The organism is Dyadobacter sp. 3J3, from assembly GCF_009801115.1.
Taxonomy (GTDB): domain Bacteria; phylum Bacteroidota; class Bacteroidia; order Cytophagales; family Spirosomataceae; genus Dyadobacter.
Window position 1 is genome coordinate 94,290 of record NZ_VTOL01000006.1, and the last position, 23,806, is coordinate 118,095.

Consider the following 23,806-nt stretch of genomic DNA (forward strand, 5'->3'; position numbering starts at 1 on the left):
ACTTCATAAGGATTTGAACAAATCAAAATACAAAAAATCACTCTCAGAATAATCTGAAAGTGATTCTATTGCTAAATTGCAAACGTTTAATGATCATTTAAAATCAAAGGCACATTTCCTTTTCCGCCCATCACGATAATTTTCGCGTTTGGAGAAGCAGCAAGTTCTTTTTGTGCTTTTATACTTTCATATTGAAGCTGACGATCTGTCAAACTAAGTGCGATAATGGTTTGATAATCTGAAATACCTCTTGCTTCAACACGTTTTCTTTCTGCTTCCTGTTTTTCTTTTTGCAGTACAAACTCCATTTTCTGAGCATCCTGTTCGGCATTGATTTTTGATTCAATTGTTTTCTTAACCGATTCGGGCAAATTAATATTACGTATTAAAAGCTGTTCCAATATCAATCCACGGCTTTTAAAATCTTTATCAATTGTCTGGTAAATCCTGCTTTGGAACTCATCACGACGTTTGGAATAAAGTGCAACCGCGTCATAATAAACCGCATTATCCCGAATCCGGGTGCGCGTTATAGGTCTGACAATCTTGTCTTTATAATCGGGCCCGATTCCTTTGTAGATCGCAGGTGCTTTATCAGGCATAATCTTGTACAAAACCGTTAAATCTATTACCACTTCAAGTCCGTCAGCAGACAACACACGGATCGCATCATCACCTTGCAAATCACCTTCCGTCGCTTTTAAAGACATGGTATAATTTTGGGTTTTTGTGTCGAAAATTGTTACCTGAACAAAAGGATTGACAAAATTCAAACCGTTTTCCAGCACTTTCGGATCTACTTTTCCAAACAATGACTGAACACCAATTGTACCCGCATCAATTTGACGAATACTGGCCGACAAGATTCCCAAAATTGCTATGGCGATTCCTGAAATTTTCAGGACAGGAGCGTAACGAAAAATACTTAAAGAAGATTTACTAATCACAAAACCACTGAAGGCAATTAAGATTCCCAGGATTAAAAAAAACATGGCATTTGAATTTGTTTAAATTGTTAACTTATGTGTATATACGCGATAAAATTGTGCCAATCATTTTTGGTTGATTGTTTATAAATATAATAAATTGATTTACAAATATTTATATTATTATTCTGGTAAAATATAATCAGAAAAATAGCTATCAAAACAATAAGGTTCTATCAATTTGATAGCATTTTATAATGCAGCATTTATAGTAAGAAAATACCAATGGCGGTACAATAAATTTAGCCGTTTGATTCAACGACTTTTTATTTTCTAATTCCAGATTATCGCCACTGCATCAGTGCCGAATTTAATGCAACCTCTACTCTGTGCCGGGGTTTATGAAAATAACTCAGTCCGTGTCCCGGAATCATGACATCCATATCAACTTTGGCAAATCTTCGTAAAGATTCAGTGTATATTTTCTTATCAAAATCAATAGAACCACCCCAGCCAAAATCGCCCCCGAGCAGTGTTCCTATCACATCGCCACTGAAAACGACGTGTTTATTTTCCCATTGTATTCCAAAAGCCGTGCAGCCCATACTATGACCCGGCAAATGCATGGTCGTAAACTCAATACCTAAAACTGTAAACTTCTCTCCGTCCGAAACCGTTTGGTTTACTTCAAAAGGGGTAAAAGTTTTATGGTATAAATAACCACAGCAGCGTTCATCTCCCGACAAAACTGCATCTGCCGTTTCAGGTGAAGCGATGAATTTTACACCTTGGTTTTTGAGCAGATAACCGCCGCCTGCGTGGTCAAAATGGGCGTGGGTCAGGATACAGCAGGCAATATCTTCGGGATTTAAATCCCAGTATTTCATATTGAAAAAAATCTGCGGCAACGTATCTCCACAGCCGCAATCGATCATGATCAAACCGCTTTCTGTTTTGATGATATATGAATTACCATCGTTCCATAAGGCGCCCTGCACATCGAAAGTGATTCCATTAAGATCACCTCCAACCTGATAAATATTTTTTAGAAGCTGCATCTCTTTGTAGTCTGTTTCTCAAAATTCTGTGGATTATCCTTTACTATACGATCAACTTTGAATGAAAGGCTACTGGGTTTGTAATTGATTTGTATGAAGAGCAGACTTAAAGAGATGATTTTCAAAATGATAAAGCCTGTCATTTTGAAATGGTATTTTGAGTTTTAGTATTTGGTTAAGTAGATGAATATCAGTTTTTTATGTTGATAATCTATGCGTTGGATCAGTATTTTACTAATCTTACCGGTTGCCGTTTACAAATAGGAGAATTAATAAAATCATGACAAAAATAACTGAGCCGGAAGAGGAAGAAGAGAACGAATCCGAGACAGATCACTAATACGCGGCAGTGATTTCTTTCCTTGCATCTTAATCACCTTTTAATTTTTTATAGACCGTTTTTTAATACGGGCACTTTAATTTCGCATCCATACAAAAGTTGTTAAGATGCAGATATTACTGGTGGAAGATGACCCCAAACTAGCCGGATTTATAAGAAAAGGTTTTCTTGGAGAGCAGATCAATCTGGAAATAGCCTACGATGGCCTGATGGGAAAACGCATGTGCGAGCAGCGTAAATTTGATGCCATCATTTTAGATGTGAACCTTCCCGGTATCAACGGATTTGATTTGTGCAGGTTTATCAAAGACAATTGGCCCCAGACTCCGGTCATGATGTTAACCGCGCTGGGCATGCTTCAGGACAAGGTATTAGGCTTTAAGGCCGGTGCTGATGATTATTTGACCAAGCCTTTTGAATTTGAAGAATTGCTATTGCGGATCAAAGCGCTTGCGCGGAGAGGTAATAATTTTTCAAGTACAGCAAAGGTCCTGAAAGTAAGTGATTTGATGCTGGATACCGATAGCCAGCAGGTTAGAAGGGGCGATATAGCCATTGAACTTACCAAAAGAGAGTACGAACTGCTTGAATACCTGATGTATAACAAAGGTAAGATTGTGAGCCGTACTGATATTCTGGAAAGGGTGTGGAACCTTCACTTTGATACAAACACAAATATTATTGATGTTTATATCAATTATTTAAGAAGGAAAATCGATAAGAATTTTCCGGAAAAATTGCTTCATACCATCATTGGCAGGGGATATACTTTGCGTGAGCCATGAGCATCAAGCAAAATATTACCGTTGCATTTACCTTGGTTGTTGCTACAATTCTGGCACTTTTTTCTTTGTTTGTTTATTATTCCTACGAAAATTACCGGGCTGGACTGATGCAGGAAAGGCTTTCTGCAAGAGCAGAAGCAACCAAAAGGATGCTCAGTAATCCTGAAACGTTCAAAACGGACGTTTTTTTTCCGCTTGCAGAGCAGTATGAAGCCGTTTATGATCAGCACAATGACCTGGTTGTCGCCACGGCGCAAACCAGTGATTATATTCCGGATCCAACTTTTCTGGCTTTGGTAAGATCAAAAAAGAAATATGGTTTCACCTATGAATCTCCCTTGTTTGATTTTAAAAAGGAAGGCGTGGGGATGACCTATCTCAAAAATGGTAAAACCTATCTCGCGCTGGTTACCGCTTATGATGTGCACGGTTATAACATGAGCAGGACGCTGCGGTTTTCTTTGTTTTTTGGCAATCTGCTGGCGTTGATTATCATTGGCATTACCGGTTATTTTTTTTCACGAAGAGCGATGTTGCCTTTTGATCATTTATTAAATCAGATTGATAAAGCACCCGTGGATGATTTTGGTTTCCGGATTGCTATCGGGTCACACCAAAATGAGGCGGCTTTTTTGGCAAGTTCGTTTAACGGATTGCTTGAAAAAATAAAGGAGCTTGCAGATAATCAGCGAAATTTTATTTCCTATGCGTCTCATGAGCTCAGAACACCGCTTACGGTTATAAAAGGAGTCCTGCAAACTTCCATGAGCTACGACAACAGTAAGGCGGAATGGAAACAATCCGCCGGTGAGGCTGTGCAGCAGGTGAATCATGCCATTGAGCTTTCAAACAATTTACTATTTCTTGCCGAGATAGAAGGGCTGCGGTTTACGGCCGACAAGCAGAAAATTAATATTATAGATCTTGTAATCGATTCCGTCGCTTACATCAACCAGAAATATCCTTCCCAACCGGTTAATCTGGAAATTGTTGAATATGAATTAAATGTTGGTAATTTTCAGGCGGTTACCGAAGGTGTGCCTCATCTTCTCCGTTCTGCTGTTAATAATGTACTGGATAATGCGTGCAAATATTCAGATTTACAGCCTGTTACAATTAAAATCATCGAGGACAAGGAAATGCTGATTTTAGAAATTTCTGACCAGGGTATCGGTATCCTTCCCGGCGATCTTCAAAATATTTTCCTGCCCATGATGCGGGGGCAAAATACGGGAACGGTCAACGGCTTTGGTATTGGTCTGTCCCTTGTAAAAAAAATCGTGGATTTCCATCTGGGAACACTTGTTATTGATTCTGTTACCGGTCAGGGAACCACAGTTTCGATCGGTTTGCCGCTCAAATCTTTCTAATCGCATTTTAATGTCTGTCTAAGACTGCTCTTAGACCGCAGTTCTACATTTGACACTGTAATCAAAAACGGTGTCATGATAAAATTTCCTTTTCTGCTGTCTCTGCTTTTTGGCATTTCGGGTTGGTATACAACCCATGCTCAGCCACGGATACTTTCGCTGACGGATGCGGTTAATTTGGCGGTAGAGAATTATCCTTCTGTAAAAATAAAAATGGCTGAAATTCAGGCGGGAGAAGCTGAGGCCAGCGCGCAGCTGATGACCTATAAACTTCCTACGGTCAGTTTTCAGGCTCAGGCGCTTTTTGCTACTTCCAATCAGGTTCGAGGAACTTCTTTTCCAAATGGGGGAACGTCAATTTCAAGTACAGGAAGTATCAAAGCAAATGGTTATTCGGCCGACGCGGTCTGGAGTAGTTTCAGTACCATTCTTGGAAGTTACAAAATTGCCAATTTCGGGAAAAAGAAGGCGGATGAAACGATGTATAGGGCAGGTACAGAGCAAGCCAAAGCCGATTATGAAAAAGAAATTTTTGACCAGAAAGCAAGGGCAGCTGATGCATATTTGATGGCACTTGTTTATGCCGATGCCGTAAAAGTTCAGCAGAAAAACCTGGAACGAACGCAGGAATATTTCACCATCATTCAGGCAACAGCCAAAGCCGGATTGCGGCCTGGTGTAGATAGTTCTATGGCAACGGCGGAACTTTCCAAAGCGACATTACTGCTTCTGGAAAGCCGCCGGATGGCGAAAGATCAGAAAATAAAACTTACCCAGCTTTTAGGTGGCGGCAGTTCGGATTTTGAGCTTGTCGCGGATAAATTTAATACTACACTTCCACAGCTGACCGCTTCATCCACCGGATTAAATATTTCAGAACATCCTGTTTTACAGTTTTATCAAAAACGCATTGGATATAGTGAAGCAAAAGCGGCTTCGATCAGGAAATCCTATCTGCCTTCGATCATGGCCGTCGGTGCCTTGTGGAGCCGGGGGTCGGGGATTTCTGACAAAATCGATGCAAATGGGAATTTCAATTACAATGCTTCTTTGTCCGGACTTAAATTCCGGGCTTACAACTACATGGCGGGCGTTTCTACCCTTTGGAATATTTCGGATATTTTCAAAACCAGACAACAAACCAGGGCACAGGAGTTTTTAACCCAAAGTTACCAGCAAGGATACAACCAAATACAGATTCAGCTTCAAGGTGAACTTGAAAGTGCTGATCTTCAATATTTAAGTGCACTCGAGGCGGTCAAACAGGCACCTGTTCAGTTGAGTGCTGCGCAGGATGCTTATGATCAGGCGGATGCACGTTACAAAGCTGGCCTTACCACGATTATAGAATTAACGCAGGCCGTCACACTTTTGAACCGGGCTGAAATTGATCAGATCGTGGCGCATAACAATGTTTGGCGCGCGATGCTGCAAAGGTCTGCGGTGAATGGAAATATCAGTGGTTTTTTAAGTCAGGTCAACTAGAATCAATATATAAATCATGGATAAATTACTCACAGGATCGCTTTCAAAACCTGTTATGGTACTGGTTGCTGTTTTGGGTCTGGCTATCTTTTCTGTCATGGCCCTTTTTCAGATTCCAGTGGATATTTTCCCAAAACTGAACCTGCCAACCATATACATTGCCCAGCCCTATGGCGGGATGACGCCCGCGCAGATGGAAGGTTTTATTGCCACAAGATATCAAAATCAGATGCTCTATGTATCTGGTATCAAAGATATTGAAGTGAAAAACGTGCAGGGCTTGTGTCTTGTCAAACTTACTTTTTATGAAACGGTTGATATGGCCCAGGCCGCTGGCGAAGTGGCCAACCAGGTAAGCCGTGTGATGAGTTACATGCCTCCGGGAACCGTTCCGCCTACGGTAGTGCGGTTTGATGCAACGAATCTGCCGGTCGGACAGCTTGTTTTTACAAGCAAAAAAGCAACACTGAACGAAATGCAAGATTATGCTTCGACAAAAATCCGTCCGCTTTTTTCTCAAATTCCGGGCGCATCGTCGCCGCCGCCATTTGGTGGAAATGAGCGGACTGTTGTGGTAAGGGTCAATCCCGAAGCGATGCGGAGTTACCAGTTTACGCCGGACGAAATTGTGCAGACTGTTGTAAAAAATAATCAGATCGCGCCAGCCGGAAATGTACGGGTAGGGGATTATACTTTTATGACACCGATGAATTCGATTATGAATAATGTAGAGGAATTTCTAAATATTCCACTGCATAAAGGTTCTGGACCGCCGGTTTTTCTTCGTGATATTGCGACTGTCGAAGATGCTTCGGATGTTACGGTAGGTTATGCGCTGGTTAACGGAAAACGTTCGGTTTACATTCCATTGACTAAAACATCGGATGCTTCCACGATGAATGTGGTGAATGCACTTAAAGCCAAACTTCCTGAAATGCAATCCTTGCTTCCTGATTATATCCGGTTGAAATACGAATTTGACCAATCGGTTTATGTGATCAATGCCGTGGAAAGTCTGGCTTCCGAAGGGTTGATCGGCGCACTTTTAACCGGGCTTGTTGTATTTCTGTTTTTGGGAGATCTTAGAAGTTCGCTGGTCGTTATTGTTACGATTCCGGTTTGTCTTCTGGCAGCCATTCTGATGCTTAATCTGGCAGGACAAACGATCAATATTATGACGCTTTCCGGGCTTGCATTGGCCATCGGAATTCTGGTTGATCAGTCGACAGTGGTTATTGAGAACATACACCAGCATCTTGAAATGGGTAAAACCAAGGCAAGGGCAATTTTGGATGCAACGCGCGAAGTATCTTTTCCACTGCTGCTGATTACGCTTTGTATACTTGCTGTTTTTGCTCCTGCACTGCTGATGAACGGAGTTCCAAAAGGTATGTTTATGCCACTTTCTCTGGCTGTTGGTTTTTCAATGATCGCTTCTTATATCTTTTCTCAATCGCTGGTGCCGGTACTTTCAAACTGGTGGTTGAAAAATCATCATTCAGAAAAACCGCATGAAAAAAAGATACTTAATGATCTTGACAGCGGTGAGGAATCAAGGATGGAAATCTATGAGGAGGATCATCCTAAAAAAATAACCGGTTTTGAGCGTTTCAAACTCAGATATCTGAATCTTCTGGATGCGATGATGGTGCGTCGTGTCGTACTAATTCCTGTTTACCTGCTGGTCAGTTTTGGTATTGCCATTTTTGGTTATATGTCAATTGGAAAAGATATGATGCCCAAACTGGATCATTCCCGACAATTTCAACTTCGGTTGATAGCTCCGCAAGGATTAAGAATTGAAAGGACTGAGCAGGAGGTTATCAAAACAATTGATATCATCAAAGAACTTGTAGGAGCTAAAAATGTGGACATTACTTCGGCATTTGTTGGTATGACGCCTTCCAGTTACGGTACCAGCGCGCTTTATGTATTTAACGCCGGGCCTCATGAGGCGGTTTTACAGGTTAATCTGGGCGAGGGGTACAAGGTGAAATCGCTGGACGATCTCAAAGAAAGAATCAGAAAGAAAATCCACCGGAATATGCCGGAAACCAATGTGTCTTTCGAACCCATAGAATTGACGGATAAAATCATGAGCCAGGGCGCTTTGACACCGATCGAAATCATGGTGGGAAGTAAAGATTTGACAGAGGGGAAAAAGTTTGCGGATAAGATCATTTCCGAACTTAATAAGATCAAATACCTACGGGATGTACGTATCAACCAGCCGCTGAATTATCCGACACTTGATATTCAGGTAGACAGAATAAAAGCCTCTCAATTTGGCCTGTCTGTAGATCAGGTTTCCAAATCACTGGTTGCCGCAACGTCGTCAAGCCGTTTTACTGCGAAAAATTTCTGGCTTGATCAAAAGAAAGGATTTGCCTATCAGGTTCAGATTCAGCTTCCTGAATACAAAATGTCGTCCGTCCAGGATATCGAAAATATTCCTCTTGTAGCTGGCCAGGTAAGACCAACGCTAGGCGATGTCGCAACCATTAAAAAAGTAACCATTCCGGGAGAATTCGACAGGATCGGGCCGCGTAGAATTGTGACTGTTTCTGCCAATATTTATAAAAAAGACCTGGGCACCGCAACCTCGGATGTAAATATCGCCATGAAAAAGGCGGGTATTCCACCGTTGGGAACTGTGGTGGAGCTGAAAGGAATGGCCAGACTTTTACAGGATACTTTAAGTAGTTTAAGCTCTGGACTTGGGCTTGCCGTTGTCGTAATTTTTCTGCTCCTGGCTGCAAATTACCAGTCGTTTAAAGTTTCTTTTGTTGTACTGGTAACAATTCCTGCCGTTCTCGCAGGATCAATTACGATTCTTCTTTTGACAGGAAGTACACTGAATCTGCAATCGTACATGGGTATCATCATGTCCGTTGGCGTGTCCGTAGCCAATGCACTTTTGATTGTGACCAATGCTGAAACTTTAAGAATTCAATATAATGATTCAACAAAAGCTGCACGAGTGGCCGGTGCTGTCAGGCTGCGTCCGGTTTTGATGACTTCCATTGCTATGGTCGTGGGCATGATTCCGATGGCGAGCGGTTTGAGTGAGTCCGGAGAACAGACTGCTCCTTTGGGAAGGGCTGTGATCGGTGGACTTATTGCTTCCACTTTTGCCGCGCTCCTTATTTTGCCCCTGGTTTTTGCTGCCATTCAAAAGAAAACTTCGGTAAAATCGGTTTCGCTGAACCCTGAAGATCAGGACAGCGAATTTTATGATCAACCTGTATTAATTGAAAATATTTAAATCAATAACCATATGAAAACCAGGATTTTGTTAATTTTCGCTTCACTGGCTATGGGGTGTATCCTGAATGGCTGTGGAAAACCGGCTGCGGAAAATACAACGGAGAATGAAAAAGAAGACGACGCGGTTGTTTATCCCGTTGTGGCCGTAACCGAATCAGATCCAAAAGAAGAATTAAATATTCCGGGAGAGCTGATGAGTTATTATGAAACGGATATTTTTCCAAAAGTGAACAGCTATATTAAGAAGATAAATAATAACATTGGCGACTATGTCAAATCAGGGCAGATCCTTGCTGAGCTGGAAGCACCGGAATTAAATGCGCAGCTTGCAGAAGCGTATTCAAAAGTAAAATCATCCGAAGCGCAGCTGACAGCGAGCCGGTCGGTTTACCGTCGTTTAGTACAGGCTTCCGGAACGCGTGGTGCGGTTTCTCCTAATGATATGGATGTTGCACGCTCAAAAATCACAGCAGACAGTCTTTCACAGCTTGGTTCCAATGCTGTGTATGAATCGGTGCAGCAAATGAATAGTTACCTTAAAATTCGGGCGCCTTTTGACGGAGTCATTACTGACAGAAGATTGTCGCCGGGTGCCTTTGTTGGACCGGCAGATAAAACTACGGTGCCAATATTTAAAATCAAGCAGCAAAATATTCTTCGTTTGCAGATCGCTGTTCCGGAGCGTTTTATGGATGCGATCCGTCAAAATCAGCCAATAAGTTTTTCTGTGGCTAGCTTGCCGGGTGAGATTTTCAAAGGCAAAATAAATCGTATTTCTCACAATGTAGACCGTCAGACACGCTCTGAACTGATCGAAATACAAATTGGAAATCCGGGTAACCGTCTGGCGTCAGGCATGTATGCCCAAGTAATCCTGCCCGTCGGCCGGGGTCACGCTTCGCTGATCGTTCCCAATTCTTCGGTGGCCACAACAATGGAAAAATGTTTTGTGGTAAAGGTTGAAAATGGAAAAGCCAAATGGATAGACGTCCGGAAAGGAATGGAAAATGACGGGAAAACGGAAATTTTCGGAAATGTCAAAAAAGGAGATATTGTACTAAAAACAGCCAATGATGAGCTACGTCAAGGGCAGGAGGTCAAGACTTCGGAAGCAACGTTTTGAAGTTTGTTTGAAACGGATTACCGGTAAATCCGTTTTTGAACAAATTTATGCATGGAGCTGTCCAGCAAAAGTTTTACTTTGTTATAGTAAGGAAGCGCGATTTTACTCGGGCGAATATCCCAGCCACGATCGTAATTTACAATACAGGATTTTATGAAGCTATTGCTGCTTTCTCTTAATACAGGATCCCAGATCGCAAGTTTTGAAATTCGCCCTTTATCAATGCCCAGTTTGGTGACATTATTTAGAATCAGTGCTGAAAATTCGTATTGGTCAACTATTCCGGATACCCAAAGTGCTCCGGCTATGGTCGGTTCGTCCAGACGTTCCTTAAATTCTGCAATTATTTCAGATTCGCTTGGAGAAGTCAAATCCAGGTTCTGATTTTTGAGATATTCGTCGATAGCCCTGTTTACATGATCAACCGGATCGGATCCGTCAAGTTCGCTCAACTGCTGTAAACGCTTGATCTGAAAGTCAGTCAGCCGTACATTTTTGCGAGACATTTTTTGCATAACTATTCCTTTATCGTTCAGCACACATCAAACTTACACACCTTAAAAAAGTATTCAATGGCAAAAAGAAGATTTTTAGCGCCAGACGAGAAATTTGGAATTATTCCTATTACAGATACCTTTGGAAGCAGTGGCAGAACTCGCTTAGTCTGTGCACTTAACGTGTATCTTTTTGTCAATGAGGTATATAGCTGTGCGTTCAGTTGGTATCAAATCCATCAAAAAAATAGAAGCCGTTCCCTCTCCCGCGGGAAGAGATACAAATAGAAAAAAAATGTATTACCGCGATCGGCAGTATTCTTAAAAGTGCTGAAAATGTGTTTGAAGAGTAAGAGACTTTAACAGCTTTTGATTTACATATAAATATTAAATAGAATTCCTCAGGCATATGTTTTAGTAAGTTGCTCTTCCACCTGAAAGATCAAATGTAAATCCTGTTGTAAAACTGTTCAATGGTGATACTATATAGGCGGCAAGATTTGCGGCTTCTTCCAACGTTCCGCAGCGTTTCATCGGTATTTTATCCGTCATGTATTTAACCTGAGTTTCTGGCATGGCATCCACCAACGGCGTCTGAATCACAGCTGGAGCCAGCGCATTAACCGTTATTCCATTTTCAGCGTATTCTTTTCCCTGCACTTTTGTCATCCCTATCACCGCTGCCTTACTCGCCGAATAGGCAAGCATTCCTGCATTTCCTTCCTTTCCGGCTATGGATGCGATGTGCAGGATTCGTCCGTAATTATTGGATATCATATTGGGAATTACTGCTTTGGAGGTGTAAAAACTGCCCATGAAATTCAGCTCAAAAACCTTTTGCAAATTTTCTGTACTAACCTGATGGCTTTTAAGATTGGTTTCTCCGGTGATACCCGCGCAGTTGACAAGAATATCAATTTTGCCAAAACGCGCCAGAATTTCTGCAACTGAATTTTCTACCAGCTGCTGATTTGTAATGTCAATGCCAACGCACAAAACCTGTTCAGGAAAATTATCAAATGCGTTTAAAAGTGAATTTTTATTCAAATCTAATAATGCGAGTTGCGATCCGCTGTTCAAAAGTTTACGGGCAATAGACAAACCAAGTCCAGAAGCAGCTCCGGTGACCATGGCAACTTGCCCTTTAAAATTATCCATATAATTGTTCAGGAATTTTATAGTATTTTGAATAAACATCAGCTTTTTCATATCGGGTAAAAAGCAAAATCTGTATCACTAAAAAGCGAAACTGAACTGATTTTTTACTTGCTCAAATTCGCTTCAAGTATCATGATTCCTTTTTTCTCGTCATGGAGGAAATAAAGCTACCTGTTTGTAAGAATAAATTAAATTCCTCATCAATATTAAAGATTTCAAGATCATTTTGTGTGATTAAAAGGAGGCAATTTTTCAATCTGTATATACTTCAAAAAATGCCTCAAATAGTCCACAGGACTGTTTTTGTTCAATTAAATCGATATTTTAATAAAATTTAAAAAGTAGTTTAGCGTTAAATTATAGACGGATTTGACAAAGACTTTTGTTTACGTATTTAATAGATGAGCCCTGGAATCCGGGGTTCATTCTTTTTTTATAGATATACTTTAAAATGTTATCTGACTAAAAGTTTTTTTCTTCATAAATCAGATTGGGACAATTGGTTGCTTCCTCGTAAATTGTCCGGATAAATGCACAAATTACACCACTATCATCATGAGGAAAATAGACAAGAAACAAGGCGGCATTGCCGGGATTTTTTCAGATATCGCCTTACTTATTGAACAAAGCAGGCAAAACGTCGCTACAACGGTTAATGCAGAAATTACTTTGTTGTACTGGAATATTGGCGGAAGCATCAATCAGGAAATATTAAAAAACAACAGGGCGGAGTATGGGAAGCAAATTATTAGCAACTTATCAAATGATTTAATTAGTCAATATGGCAAGGGTTGGGGAGAAAAGCAATTACGACAATGTATGCAATTCGCAATGGTTTTCCCTGATGAGAAAATTGTATACGCACTGCGTATACAATTGAGTTGGACGCACATCAGATCACTAATTTATATGGAAAATCCGGTGAAACGTGATTTTTATATTGAAATATGCAAGCTGGAACGATGGTCGTCACGCCAATTGCAGGAACGCATTCAATCCATGTTATTTGAACGTACTGCGATTAGTAAAAAACCGGAACAGACTATACAAAATGATCTGGAGCTTCTCAAAAAACAGCAGAAAGTAAGTCCTGATATGGTTTTTCGCGATCCGTATTTTCTTAATTTTCTGGGCCTCTCGGATACTTATTCCGAAAAAGATCTTGAAACTTCTATCATCGTAGAATTGCAGCATTTTATTAGTGAAATGGGTAGCGATTTTGCATTTATGGCAAGGCAAAAAAGGATTAATATCGACGAACGCGATTATTATATTGATCTGGTTTTCTTTCACCGCAGACTTAAATGTCTGGTGGCGATAGATCTTAAAATCGGGGAGTTTGAAGCCGGATTTAAGGGACAAATGGAATTGTATTTAAGATACCTCGAAAAACATGAACAACTGGAAGGAGAAAATACACCAATTGGATTGATACTTTGTACTGGAAAAAGTGAAGAGCATGTAGAATTGCTGCAACTGGATAAAAGTAATATCAGAGTGGCGGATTATTTAACAGTTTTACCGTCGCCAAAACTTTTGCGTGAAAAATTACACAAAGCCGTCGAAATCGCCCAGCAAAAACTTATTCATCAGGATTGAAAAAAAAGTGATAAACCCATTAATGATGTTATCTGAAAACTTCAAATTGTACTTTCTTGCGCTAGGTATTTTCCTTCAAACGCAGAGTTATTCCCAGTCGGTTACAGAAGTTAAAACTTTCAAAGTTACCGAAGCAAAACAAGCGGTGGCCGTTGATGATCGTTTCTTTTATGTGATCAATAACAGCATCATTGGCAAATTCACAAAAGACGAGGGAAAGCTCGTTGCAACCTGGGATGGAAGTAGTGAAGGAATTAAACATTTGAACAGCGGCGTTGTTATAAAAGGGAAGTTGTATTGCGCCAATTCAAATTACCCGGAAATTCCAATGGCGAGTTCTGTTGAGATCTTTGATGTTAATACCATGAAGCATGTTGGGAATCACAGCTTTGGTATTGCTGAACATGGTTCATTAACCTGGATTGACCAGAAAGATGGTTTTTGGTGGATCGGTTTTGCTCATTATAGCGGAAAAGAAGCAAGTGAAGGAAGAGATGTTCGCTGGACTTCGCTTGTGAAATTTGATATGGAATGGAGACAAACGGAATCCTGGATATTCCCTGAAAATATTGTAACGCTTTTTACGCCAAAAAGTAATTCAGGAGGAGCTTGGGGAAATGATGGATTGTTGTATTGCACTGGTCATGACCGGCCTGAACTTTATGTGATGAAATTACCAAAATCAGGATATACCCTTGAACATGTCAGGACCCTTCCAGCGGAAATTTACGGACAAGGAATTGCGATTGACCATTCGGTTAAAAACAAGCAAATGATTTACGGTCTTAACCGTGCGACGAACACGATAACTTTATCCGAAATCAAGTAAACCAATTTTAATCTTTTGGATCGATTTTATTAATCTTTTATACCATATAAAATCACCAAGATTAACAACCCGACATGTCAAAAGTGCAGTCCTATATTCCGGCTTCCAGTCTGGATTTTTTGAAAGTATTGAGAGAAAATAATAACCGCGACTGGTTTAATGAACACAAGGATGAATTTATTGCGCAGCAGGCGTTTGTGGAGGATTTTGCGGGTTTGTTGTTAAATGAGCTCAATAAAGAAGATTTGATAGAAACACCTTCCGGTAAGAAAATCCTGCACCGGATTTACCGCGATACCCGGTTTTCAAAAGAAAAAATTCCGTACAAAACCAATTGGAGCGGTAGTTACACACGGGCAACCAAACAAAAAAGAGGTGGCTATTATTTTCATATCGAGCCCGGAAACAGCTTTGTGGCTGGTGGATTTTTCGGGCCGAGTGCAGAGGATCTGAAAAGAATTCGTGATGACATAAGTTTTGATGCGGCGCCTTTACGGAAAATTTTGAATAGTAAATCCTTTAAAGATAATTTCGGCACTTTGCAGGGCGAGCAAGTGAGAACTGCACCAAAAGGTTTTGATAAAAATGATCCGGCTATTGATCTTCTTCGTTTCAAACAGTTTTTGCTGATCAAAAGATTTTCGGATGAAGAGGTTCTTGGTACTTCTTTTTTGATAGAAGCCAGTTCGGCATTCAAAAATATGCGTCCTTTTTTTGATTATATGAGTGAAGTTTTAACGACTGATCTGGATGGAAGTGTTATTTAATCAGAATGTTTTTAAGGCAAGGGTAATAACTTTTAGTTATTGCCCATGCCTTTTTATGATAAAAACGTGATTGAAATTTCCATGACCTTTGAGTATCAAAAAAAGGAATTATGGACAATCGCAAATATACAGATGGCAATTATTCGGGATTGATTTTAAATCTGGCAGAAAGTCGCAGAAAGATAATTTTCATCAGCTGCACCTTACTTTGTCTGGCTCCTTTTGTGAGTCCGGCGATAGCACTTCTGGCAGGACTTGTTGTTGCGCAGTTCAACGGCCATCCGTATTTACATCTCAATCATAAGGCGACACATGTACTGTTACAGTTTTCCGTGGTTGGTCTGGGTTTTGGTATGAACGTGCATAGCGCTTTGCATACTGGAAAAGAAGGTGTTCTGTTTACCGTGGTTTCGATCGCTATAACTTTGGGTTTTGGGTATATCCTTGGCAAAGTTTTTAAGGTTGAAAAGAAAACGTCATTTCTTATTTCCTGCGGTACAGCCATTTGCGGCGGAAGTGCAATTGCTGCTATTTCTCCGGTGATCAAAGCAGAAGAAAAGCAGATTTCGGTGGCTTTGGGTTGTATTTTTATTCTGAATTCTGTTGCTTTGATTATTTTCCCGATTATCGGGCATTATTGCAATTTGTCGGAAACACAGTTTGGAATGTGGTGCGCTTTGGCTATTCATGATACGAGTTCTGTTGTCGGTGCGGCCAGTAAATATGGGAATCATGCGCTGGAAATAGCAACGACAGTAAAGCTGACACGGGCACTTTGGATTGTTCCGGTGGCTTTTGTTTCAAGCTTTATTTTTAAAAATAATACTGGCAAAATCAGCTTTCCTTATTTCATCGGTTTCTTTTTGCTGGCTATGATTGCCAATACCTTTATCCCGGAAATTTCAGTGGTTAGGCCATTTCTGATTAACATTTCAAAAGCAGGTTTAACGCTTACTTTATTTTTGATAGGAGCAGGTTTGTCCCGACAAGTTTTGACTTCGATTGGTTTTAAACCATTGCTTGCCGGACTTTTATTATGGGTGCTGATATCGGCTTCGGCTTTGTATGCTGTGATTCATTTGGTATAATTACAGGTTATTGCCCGTTTTAAAACCGAACCCTGATTATGATTTTTGATTTCCGATTACAGGTATTTCACACAATTGCCCGGCGGCTCAATTTTACAAAGGCGGCTTCTGAATTGTTTATTTCCCAGCCGGCCGTTACCAAACATATTCACGAGCTCGAAAATCAGCTTAAAATAAAACTTTTTGAAAGAACGGGCTCGAAAATAAAATTGACCCAGGCCGGAGAAATTTTACTTACACACGCCGAACAGATTTTTGAAATTTACCGGAATATTGAGTTTGATATCAACAGTCTTGCTAACCGGCAAAGTGGAATATTGCGGCTTGGCGCAAGTACTACCAACGCTCAGTATATTTTACCGCCGATATTAGCCGCTTTTCACAAAAAGTTTCCCGAGATACGCATTACGTTGACCATCAATAATACTGAACAAATTGAGCAGGCTTTACAAAATAAAGAAATTGATCTTGGAGTTATTGAAGGGTATTCCAAAAACGCAGGGATAAAATATACTCAGTTTTTAAAGGATGAAATCGTGTTGGTATCCAGTACAAAAAATCCGGTTATCAAATCAGGTTCAGTTCGTCCTGAACAATTAAAACAAATTCCTCTTCTTTTGAGGGAGCCGGGATCAGGGACACTTGAAGTGATCAGTCACGCTTTGAAACTGGCAGGAATTAATATTTCGGAGCTCAGTAATGAGATGCAGCTAGGCGGAAGTGAGAGCATGAAATTATATATGCTGCATTCCAATTGCATGGCTTTTCTTTCAGTTCACGCCGTTTTGAAAGAATTGCAAAATAAGGAATGTTATATTGTTGACGTGGAGGGACTTACTATTAATCGGTATTTTTACTTTGCAATATTGCACGGTCAGCCGGAAACTTTGCCAGAATTATTTATACGGTTCGCGAGCCATTTTGTTAGATAAATGAGTCAGTAGAATACGTTCCGTTTTGATTTTAATTTGAGGATGATAATAAAAAAGAGCTTTAAACTCAGTTTTAATAGCTTTTAAACTAAATCGTTATGAAAAAGCTATTGAAAGAATTTCAGAAAATAAAAAGGATACAGATCACTGCTTTAACGATTGTTTCCGGTTCCGCCCTATTTTTTCTTTTCCCGATGCTGTTTAATTTTTCCGGATTTTCCGGTAAAACTCTGGCTGCTATTAACAGTCCGGGAAGTGGTTTGAAAAAACCTTCTTTTGAAATTTTACCACAAAAAGAAATGTGGCAAGCACCTGCTGTTGAAAGTATTCCCAATTCACCCGATGGAAAAATGATTCTTTATGGTCGCGACCTGATCGCCAATACTGCAAAATATCTTGGCCCAAATGGAAGTGTTCGCCACATTAGTAATGGCATGAATTGCCAGAATTGTCATCTGGATGCGGGTACCAAAATCATGGGAAATAATTATGCGGCAGTTTACTCAACCTATCCCAAATTCCGGGCAAGATCGGCCAGTAAAGAAACGATCATTAAACGGATTTCAGATTGTTTTGAGCGAAGTTTGAATGGAACCAAACCGGACAGTAGCAGTAAAGAAATGCAGGCTATGGTCGCCTATATGAAATGGTTGGGAACAGGTACCGAAAAAGGCGAAATACCTGAAGGAACAGGACTTGAAAAATTGCCGTATCTTAACCGCGCTGCAAATCCTGAAACCGGAAAGATGATTTACAAGGCCAAATGCGAAAGTTGTCACGGAGTTAATGGACAGGGCATTCCAAACCCCGATAAAATCACATTCATTTATCCTCCGCTTTGGGGCAAAAGTAGCTATAATGATGGCGCCGGGCTTTTCAGGATTTCTTCCTTTGCAGGTTATGTAAAAAATAATATGCCTTTTGGAGCAAATTATGAAAATAAAATCCTAACCGATGAAGAGGCCTGGGACCTTGCAGCGTTTGTAAATTCACAGCCACGGCCTCACAAAGACCAGAAAAATGATTGGAGAGATATTGCGAAAAAACCTGTCGATTTTCCTTTTGCTCCATATGCCGATAAATTTTCGGAAAAACAGCATAAATTAGGGCCGTTTCAAAATATTGTTTTGGCTCAAAAACAAAATTCAAAATAACATTTAACCTTAAAATAAATTGTATGAAAACGAGTAAAATCCTGTTTTTCCTGGCCGTTATGTTTTTGTCAGGAAGTGCTTTTGCGCAGACTTCAAAAATGAATCCAGCCGATTTTCATGGCGCAACTGCGGATAAAAAATCCTATAAGGTTGTTTATCAACTTAATACGGATGATGAAAAGGTTATCAAGGCAACCATGAGAAATATCAATAATGCTTTGGATGATCCGCGTTTGAAAGGAAAGCTGGAAGTGGAACTGGTGGTGCATGGCGGCGGCGTAGCTGTTTTCAAAAAAGATCAGCCTTATGAAGCACAGTTGAAAGAACTTCAGGGCAAAGGTGTGATTCTGGCGGAATGTGAAAATACCATGCGGGAGCGCAAGATCAGTCGGGATGAATTATTTGATTTTATCTCATACGTTCCAAGCGGAAATGGTGAAATTATCATCCGTCAGCAGCAAGGCTGGGCCATTGTCCATCCGTAATCAGTGTTCATAATCATGTAAATCCATGAAAAGTTTTCTTTTTAATAGTACAATATTTATTGTTTTGACGAGTTTGAATCAGGTTTTTGCACAGGATTATCACTATGATCCGCCATGGAACAAGCCGTGGTCCGATGGGCTCAACTTTACGATTCCAGGAATTGATAACATTCCCGATTTGTATGGGGATATCGTTGATCCGCAGCTTGTTGTATTCTTTGCGGGCAATCAGTTTATGGTGGTGGACGATCTTTTGGCAGCTTTTAAAAAGCAATATCCCGAGTATACACGAATTTTTGTTGAAACCCTTCCACCCGGCATTCTTGCAAAACAGATCAAGACCGGGTCACTAACGATTGGCAATATGCGTATCACACATCGACCTGATGTGTATACCGACGGAAAGCAAAAAATTGTAGAACTCACAGACATGTTCAGCCGTATTGAGCCTTACGCTAAAAACCGTTTGGCGATTATGGTACAAAAAGGAAATCCAAAAAAGGTAAAAGGACTAGCTGATTTGGGAAGAAAAGATGTATTGGTAAGTATGCCAAATCCGGAGTGGGAGAGTGTTGGAAAAAAGATTGAGGAGGCGTATGTGAAATTGGGCGGAGAGCAGCTTCGGAAGCAGATCATGGAAGAAAAAGTGAAAGATAAAACAACTTATTTAACCCAGATTCATCACCGTCAAACGCCTATGCGTATTTTGTATGGACAATCCGAAGCCGGTCCAGTCTGGTTTTCAGAAGTTTATTATCAGCAAATGCTCAAACACCCGGTTGAAACTGTGGAGATTCCTGAGAAAGAGAATATTGAGGTGATTTATACGGCCGGACTAATGAAAAATGCTCCCCGCCCAAAAGCCGCCAAAGATTTTATGGATTTTCTGATTAGTGAGAAGGCAAAAGTTATTTACAAAAACTACGGATTTACAACAGATTAATATCAAAACTATATTCCTTTAAAATCTTACATTTTCTGAGAATATAGCTGATGCTGCAAAATTAGAATAAGGTTTCACGAATTGTTAAAGAGAATTTTTTCTTCAATTTATTGAATTGACAGAAAAACGTCTTTTAGAGAATTGGGTCTTAAGATTTATGAATTTGCTGAGGATCAATATTGTCAAATATGCCCGCCAGTTTATTTGGAGTTAATGGTTTGGTAATAAATCCGGCAACAGAGGGGTATTTTTTTGCGGTAGCAATGTCTTCCTGATCCTGTGAAGAGCTTGATATGTATATTAGCGGACGGTAATCTCTAATATCTAAATCGTGTAGCATATCCAAAAAATCCCACCCGTTTGCTACTGGCATGTTGATGTCAAGTAAAAACAATTCCGGTAATGACCATAACTTCAATTGATTTTCCTTAATAAACTCAATGGCTTCCATTCCGTTTTTGAAATGTGATATTTCAGAATCAGGCACTACTTTCAAAATTAGCTTCTGAGCAATAAAACTTGAAATCCACTCATCATCAATAATGCATAATTTCATCATAAAAATTTAAGGTAGCGTAACCGGTTGAGTAATATTATTTAAGCAAAAATCGTGCCTGAAATAAAAGTGCATCATTAACCAGGTAAATTATGGCCAGCCTTATCGAATTAGTATCCTGTTCAGCGCCAAATGTCCTGGCTCATCGGAATGTGGTTTTTCTTTACTGACAAAAGCGGTTGATTTGATAAACCAAATTAATCAACCGATGGAAAAATTGCATCTTGTCAATCTTATTCTCCATGTCCTTGCAGGTAGCATCGCATTACTGACAGGTTTTGCTGCCATTTTTGTCAGAAAAGGTTTGGGAAAACATGTTTTATTTGGCAAATATTTTACGGTGATGATTGTGGTGGTGATTGCAACAGGACTTTTTGGCTTGATCATTTTCAACCGTAATAGTTTTCTTCTTATTATCACATTTCTTAGCGGCTACAACTGTTACAGTGGTATCCGGTCGCTCAAACTGCGCGGACAAAAACCGGTATTTCTTGACTATACCATTTCAATACTAGTTGTTATTTCTGCTGTTTATTATATTTATTATCTCAATTACAGGGGATTATACTGGTCTCCGGGGATTATTTATTCAACGCTCAGTGCTTTATTTCTGGTTACCGGCTATGATATTTGTAAATGGTTTATGCACATCAATTTCCTGAAAAAAGCAATGCTATACGAACATGCCTATAAAATGATCAGTGCTTTGAGTGCTATCACGTCTGCATTTAGCGGCACCGTTTTTTCTGATTATAAACCTTACAGCCAATTTCTTCCTTCGGTTGCAGGTATGATTTACATAATCATTACCTTCATTCTTTTGTCAAAAAAATCATTTATTTTCAATACGAAAACCATTGTACAACAAACAAATCAGGATACATTCCGCGCTTAAAACTTTGCTGATCTGCCTTTTAATAGGGTTGGCCTTTGGTATGTATTTATATTTTAATTACGATCAACGTCCGGAACGTGTCGTGATTTCTGTCTTATCAACCTGTTGTATCGGCTCTCTGACGATGCTGGTTATTTCGTACAGAAACTTCTTTACGATAGTAACTTCAAACCAAAGTTTTAAAATGATCATTATGATCGCTTTATTGATTTTGGCAGCGTTAACAGGTTCTGAAATTATGTTTTTTGCACAGTCTCTTTTATGGAAAAACGGGCAGTACATATGGTTTAACGGAGGAAATATTTACGTGTTGAATATTCTGATCGTACTGGTGACAGGGATACCGATTTACGTTAGTGAAGAATGGAAGAGTCTTTTAAACTCGCAGATTTTAAGTCAGCAATACCGTGTTTTAGTGTTGGAACAGCAGAAAACTACTTTTGAACTCGAACTTTTGCGCGCCAAAGTAAACCCTCATTTTCTTTACAATGTACACAACACCATAGCAGGTCTTATCTCAAAAGATCCGGCCAAGGCAGAAGAATTGGTACTTCTTTTATCGAAATTTTTTAGATTCACACTCAATAAAAACAGTGCCACTTTTCATTCCGTAACAGATGAACTTGCCATCATCAGGACCTATCTGGATATGCAGAGGATACGTTTTGGAGAACGGATGAAATATGAAATTGAAGTGGATCCTGAGGCATTATCTTTACAAATACCATCCTTTATTTTGCAGCCGATCGTTGAAAATGCGGTAAAACACGGCATTGAAAAAAGAGTAGAAAATGGTTTTATTAAAGTTGAAATCGGGCTTGATGAGGAGAATATGCTAATTACTATATTGGATTCCGGGCCTGGGTTTTCAGCGATTCCCGGATCTGGAATAGGCTTGCAAATGGTGAGAAGTAAGCTGGGGCTGCTGTATCCCGGAAATTTTACATTGGAATTAAATAACGAACCAAAAAAATATGCCCGGATTATCATCCCAAAAAGAAATCAGAACGTTGCTGGTTGACGATGAAGATATTGCCCTTTATCGTATTAAGAAAGCGCTTGAATCCTATCCACAGATTAAAATAATCGGTGAAGCAAAAGATGGAAAAACAGCGGTACGACTAATCAATGACCTGCGTCCGGATCTCGTTTTTCTAGATATTCAGATGCCGGAAATGAATGGTTTCGAGGTATTAAATTGCCTGGATTATTTACCGTTAATTGTTTTTGTCACAGCTTATGAAGAATATGCGATCAAAGCTTTTGAGAAAAATTCGCTGGATTATTTACTGAAACCCGTCGCAGATGACCGGCTCGGCATAACCATTAAAAGAGTATTTGAAAGTAAAACCGGCGAAGCAGACGTAATACAAAAAATAAAAATGCTGATCAATGAAAATCGGCCAAAGGATGCCATCACTACTATTCCGGTAAAGTCTGGCAATAAGATAATTCTGATTCATGTTTCAGATATTTGCTTTTTTGAAGCAAAAGACAAATACGTTTATATCCATACGCATGAAAGTGAAAAACTAATTGATTACCCACTTGGATATTTGCAGGAACGTCTCCCCGAAGAATTTCTTCGGGTTCACAGAGGTTTTATTGTCAATAAATTAAAAATCCGTGAAATCCATAAATACTTCAAAGGAACCTATATTTTAGTTATGAACGATATAAAAGAATCGAAGATTAAAAGTGCATACACTTATTCCGAAGAGATCCGGGCGAAGTTATTGCTGGTTTGAATCTTGGTTTTATTACAGATTGGCCCTCAACACTACTTTATCAACTCCCAGTTATCAACTGATCTCCACCGGTTTCAATCCGCTTGCCTCCGCATATCAACCTGTAAAATATAATACAACTTTCGTGCCCATTTTTAAAGTGAATTTCATCTACTAATTAAAAACGGAGTATGGCACGGGGCGAACACTTTACAAATAGTATAAAAGCAGTCAGGGGAAATCTGAGGAGATTTCTGGAAAGAGGCTTTGACTGGATTGCTTTGTTGATTATTACGCTGATCATCCTTTTTATTCTCGTCTTTTTCTGAAATTTCACACATTTTCTTTACTCATTATGAAATCACTTCTACTGTTCTTATCCTTTAATGTTGTCCTTTTGATTTGTTGTTACGAGAAAAAATGTGCTGGTTCCATGCAATGGGATAGTCGCATGCACATTGTGATAACTGATGGTTTTGTCAAAGGTTATTATTTCAATACGCGTTTCTCTGGCCCTGTAAATGTTATTGGCGCTGTAATCCGGAATGAAATGATATTGATTGAATCAGAAAATGGGAAAATAACACGGACATTTCAAGGCAAATTTCAAAAAAAAAGCAAGGGGGTGATGCTTCTTTCCGGTATTTGGAAAAGTATAAATAATACTGTGTTTGCGAGTTTTACTGATCCTGAGATCATGCCGGATAAGAATCAAACACAGGCATTTTATTTAATCAGTAAAAAGCAGTAAATGATGACTTTAACATTTTTTTAGGGTATCAGTTATAAATGAATATTAGCTAATCCGGGATTGGTTTATGAGGT

General features: G+C 39.7%; 24 protein-coding genes. 18 read left to right on the forward strand and 6 right to left on the reverse strand.

The window, feature by feature from the left end:
• Positions 1-86 precede the first annotated feature (86 nt).
• Positions 87-992, reverse strand: coding sequence for a prohibitin family protein (locus FZF08_RS14415; RefSeq protein ID WP_159469906.1), 906 nt, complete (start codon positions 990-992; stop codon positions 87-89).
• A gap of 278 nt (positions 993-1,270) precedes the next feature.
• Positions 1,271-1,984 (reverse strand): MBL fold metallo-hydrolase, encoded by a 714-nt coding sequence (locus FZF08_RS14420; protein ID WP_159469908.1) that lies wholly within the window; start codon positions 1,982-1,984, stop codon positions 1,271-1,273.
• 447 nt (positions 1,985-2,431) lie between these two features.
• On the opposite strand from FZF08_RS14420, the gene FZF08_RS14425 reads away from it, so the two are divergent.
• From FZF08_RS14425 to FZF08_RS14445, 5 genes are all read left to right on the forward strand, one after another.
• Positions 2,432-3,109: a response regulator transcription factor gene (locus FZF08_RS14425; protein ID WP_159469910.1), complete on the forward strand. Its 678-nt coding sequence runs from the start codon at positions 2,432-2,434 to the stop codon at positions 3,107-3,109.
• On the forward strand, positions 3,106-4,479 hold the full coding sequence (locus tag FZF08_RS14430) for a sensor histidine kinase KdpD (protein WP_159469912.1): 1,374 nt from the start codon (positions 3,106-3,108) through the stop codon (positions 4,477-4,479). The genes FZF08_RS14425 and FZF08_RS14430 overlap by 4 nt, the downstream gene beginning before the upstream one ends.
• A gap of 75 nt (positions 4,480-4,554) precedes the next feature.
• On the forward strand, positions 4,555-5,964 hold the full coding sequence (locus FZF08_RS14435; RefSeq protein WP_159469914.1) for a TolC family protein: 1,410 nt from the start codon (positions 4,555-4,557) through the stop codon (positions 5,962-5,964).
• A 16-nt stretch (positions 5,965-5,980) separates the two neighbouring features.
• Positions 5,981-9,229 carry an efflux RND transporter permease subunit gene (locus tag FZF08_RS14440; protein WP_159469916.1) on the forward strand — a complete coding sequence of 1,083 codons (3,249 nt, stop codon included), beginning with the start codon at positions 5,981-5,983 and terminating at the stop codon, positions 9,227-9,229.
• A 12-nt stretch (positions 9,230-9,241) separates the two neighbouring features.
• Positions 9,242-10,354: an efflux RND transporter periplasmic adaptor subunit gene (locus tag FZF08_RS14445; protein WP_159469918.1), complete on the forward strand. Its 1,113-nt coding sequence runs from the start codon at positions 9,242-9,244 to the stop codon at positions 10,352-10,354.
• Between the two features lie 17 nt (positions 10,355-10,371).
• On the opposite strand, the gene FZF08_RS14450 is transcribed toward FZF08_RS14445, so the two are convergent.
• Together FZF08_RS14450 and FZF08_RS14455 are read right to left on the reverse strand one after the other, a co-directional pair.
• Entirely contained in the window at positions 10,372-10,860 is a 489-nt protein-coding gene (locus FZF08_RS14450) for a hypothetical protein (RefSeq protein ID WP_229216534.1), read from the reverse strand.
• Positions 10,861-11,262: 402 nt separating this feature from the next.
• Complete coding sequence (locus FZF08_RS14455; RefSeq protein WP_159469920.1) at positions 11,263-12,006, reverse strand: SDR family NAD(P)-dependent oxidoreductase; 744 nt, start codon at positions 12,004-12,006, stop codon at positions 11,263-11,265.
• A 555-nt stretch (positions 12,007-12,561) separates the two neighbouring features.
• Between FZF08_RS14455 and FZF08_RS14460 the strand changes: the two genes are divergently transcribed.
• The 8 genes from FZF08_RS14460 (at position 12,562) to FZF08_RS14495 (ending at position 19,803) form a co-directional block, all read left to right on the forward strand.
• Positions 12,562-13,605, forward strand: a complete 1,044-nt coding sequence (locus tag FZF08_RS14460; RefSeq protein ID WP_159469922.1) for a YhcG family protein — start codon at positions 12,562-12,564, stop codon at positions 13,603-13,605.
• 22 nt (positions 13,606-13,627) lie between these two features.
• A complete protein-coding gene (locus tag FZF08_RS14465; protein ID WP_159469924.1) occupies positions 13,628-14,434 on the forward strand; it encodes a hypothetical protein in 807 nt (268 codons plus the stop codon).
• A 74-nt stretch (positions 14,435-14,508) separates the two neighbouring features.
• A complete protein-coding gene (locus tag FZF08_RS14470; RefSeq protein WP_159469926.1) occupies positions 14,509-15,201 on the forward strand; it encodes a DUF2461 domain-containing protein in 693 nt (230 codons plus the stop codon).
• Positions 15,202-15,311: 110 nt separating this feature from the next.
• Complete coding sequence (locus FZF08_RS14475; protein WP_159469928.1) at positions 15,312-16,289, forward strand: YeiH family protein; 978 nt, start codon at positions 15,312-15,314, stop codon at positions 16,287-16,289.
• A 38-nt stretch (positions 16,290-16,327) separates the two neighbouring features.
• Positions 16,328-17,221: a LysR substrate-binding domain-containing protein gene (locus FZF08_RS14480; RefSeq protein WP_159469930.1), complete on the forward strand. Its 894-nt coding sequence runs from the start codon at positions 16,328-16,330 to the stop codon at positions 17,219-17,221.
• Positions 17,222-17,319: 98 nt separating this feature from the next.
• Positions 17,320-18,375: a c-type cytochrome gene (locus FZF08_RS14485; protein WP_310590596.1), complete on the forward strand. Its 1,056-nt coding sequence runs from the start codon at positions 17,320-17,322 to the stop codon at positions 18,373-18,375.
• Positions 18,376-18,398: 23 nt separating this feature from the next.
• Entirely contained in the window at positions 18,399-18,860 is a 462-nt protein-coding gene (locus FZF08_RS14490) for a DsrE family protein (protein ID WP_159469932.1), read from the forward strand.
• 25 nt (positions 18,861-18,885) lie between these two features.
• Entirely contained in the window at positions 18,886-19,803 is a 918-nt protein-coding gene (locus tag FZF08_RS14495; protein WP_159469934.1) for a substrate-binding domain-containing protein, read from the forward strand.
• 148 nt (positions 19,804-19,951) lie between these two features.
• On the opposite strand, the gene FZF08_RS14500 is transcribed toward FZF08_RS14495, so the two are convergent.
• Complete coding sequence (locus tag FZF08_RS14500; protein WP_159469936.1) at positions 19,952-20,362, reverse strand: response regulator; 411 nt, start codon at positions 20,360-20,362, stop codon at positions 19,952-19,954.
• Positions 20,363-20,567: 205 nt separating this feature from the next.
• On the opposite strand from FZF08_RS14500, the gene FZF08_RS14505 reads away from it, so the two are divergent.
• Positions 20,568-21,254, forward strand: a complete 687-nt coding sequence (locus FZF08_RS14505; RefSeq protein ID WP_159469938.1) for a hypothetical protein — start codon at positions 20,568-20,570, stop codon at positions 21,252-21,254.
• A gap of 63 nt (positions 21,255-21,317) precedes the next feature.
• Here the strand turns inward: FZF08_RS14505 and FZF08_RS32050 are convergent, their stop codons facing one another.
• Positions 21,318-21,446 (reverse strand): hypothetical protein, encoded by a 129-nt coding sequence (locus FZF08_RS32050; RefSeq protein ID WP_255463612.1) that lies wholly within the window; start codon positions 21,444-21,446, stop codon positions 21,318-21,320.
• 1 nt (position 21,447) lies between these two features.
• On the opposite strand from FZF08_RS32050, the gene FZF08_RS14510 reads away from it, so the two are divergent.
• The 4 genes from FZF08_RS14510 to FZF08_RS14525 all read left to right on the forward strand — a co-directional run bounded on the left by FZF08_RS14510 (position 21,448) and on the right by FZF08_RS14525 (position 23,732).
• A complete protein-coding gene (locus tag FZF08_RS14510) occupies positions 21,448-22,275 on the forward strand; it encodes a sensor histidine kinase (protein ID WP_159469940.1) in 828 nt (275 codons plus the stop codon).
• A complete protein-coding gene (locus FZF08_RS14515) occupies positions 22,229-23,002 on the forward strand; it encodes a LytTR family DNA-binding domain-containing protein (protein ID WP_159469943.1) in 774 nt (257 codons plus the stop codon). Before FZF08_RS14510 ends, FZF08_RS14515 begins: the two co-directional genes overlap by 47 nt.
• 170 nt (positions 23,003-23,172) lie before the next feature.
• Entirely contained in the window at positions 23,173-23,310 is a 138-nt protein-coding gene (locus FZF08_RS14520) for a hypothetical protein (protein WP_159469944.1), read from the forward strand.
• Between the two features lie 26 nt (positions 23,311-23,336).
• Positions 23,337-23,732, forward strand: a complete 396-nt coding sequence (locus tag FZF08_RS14525; protein ID WP_159469946.1) for a hypothetical protein — start codon at positions 23,337-23,339, stop codon at positions 23,730-23,732.
• Positions 23,733-23,806 lie beyond the last annotated feature (74 nt).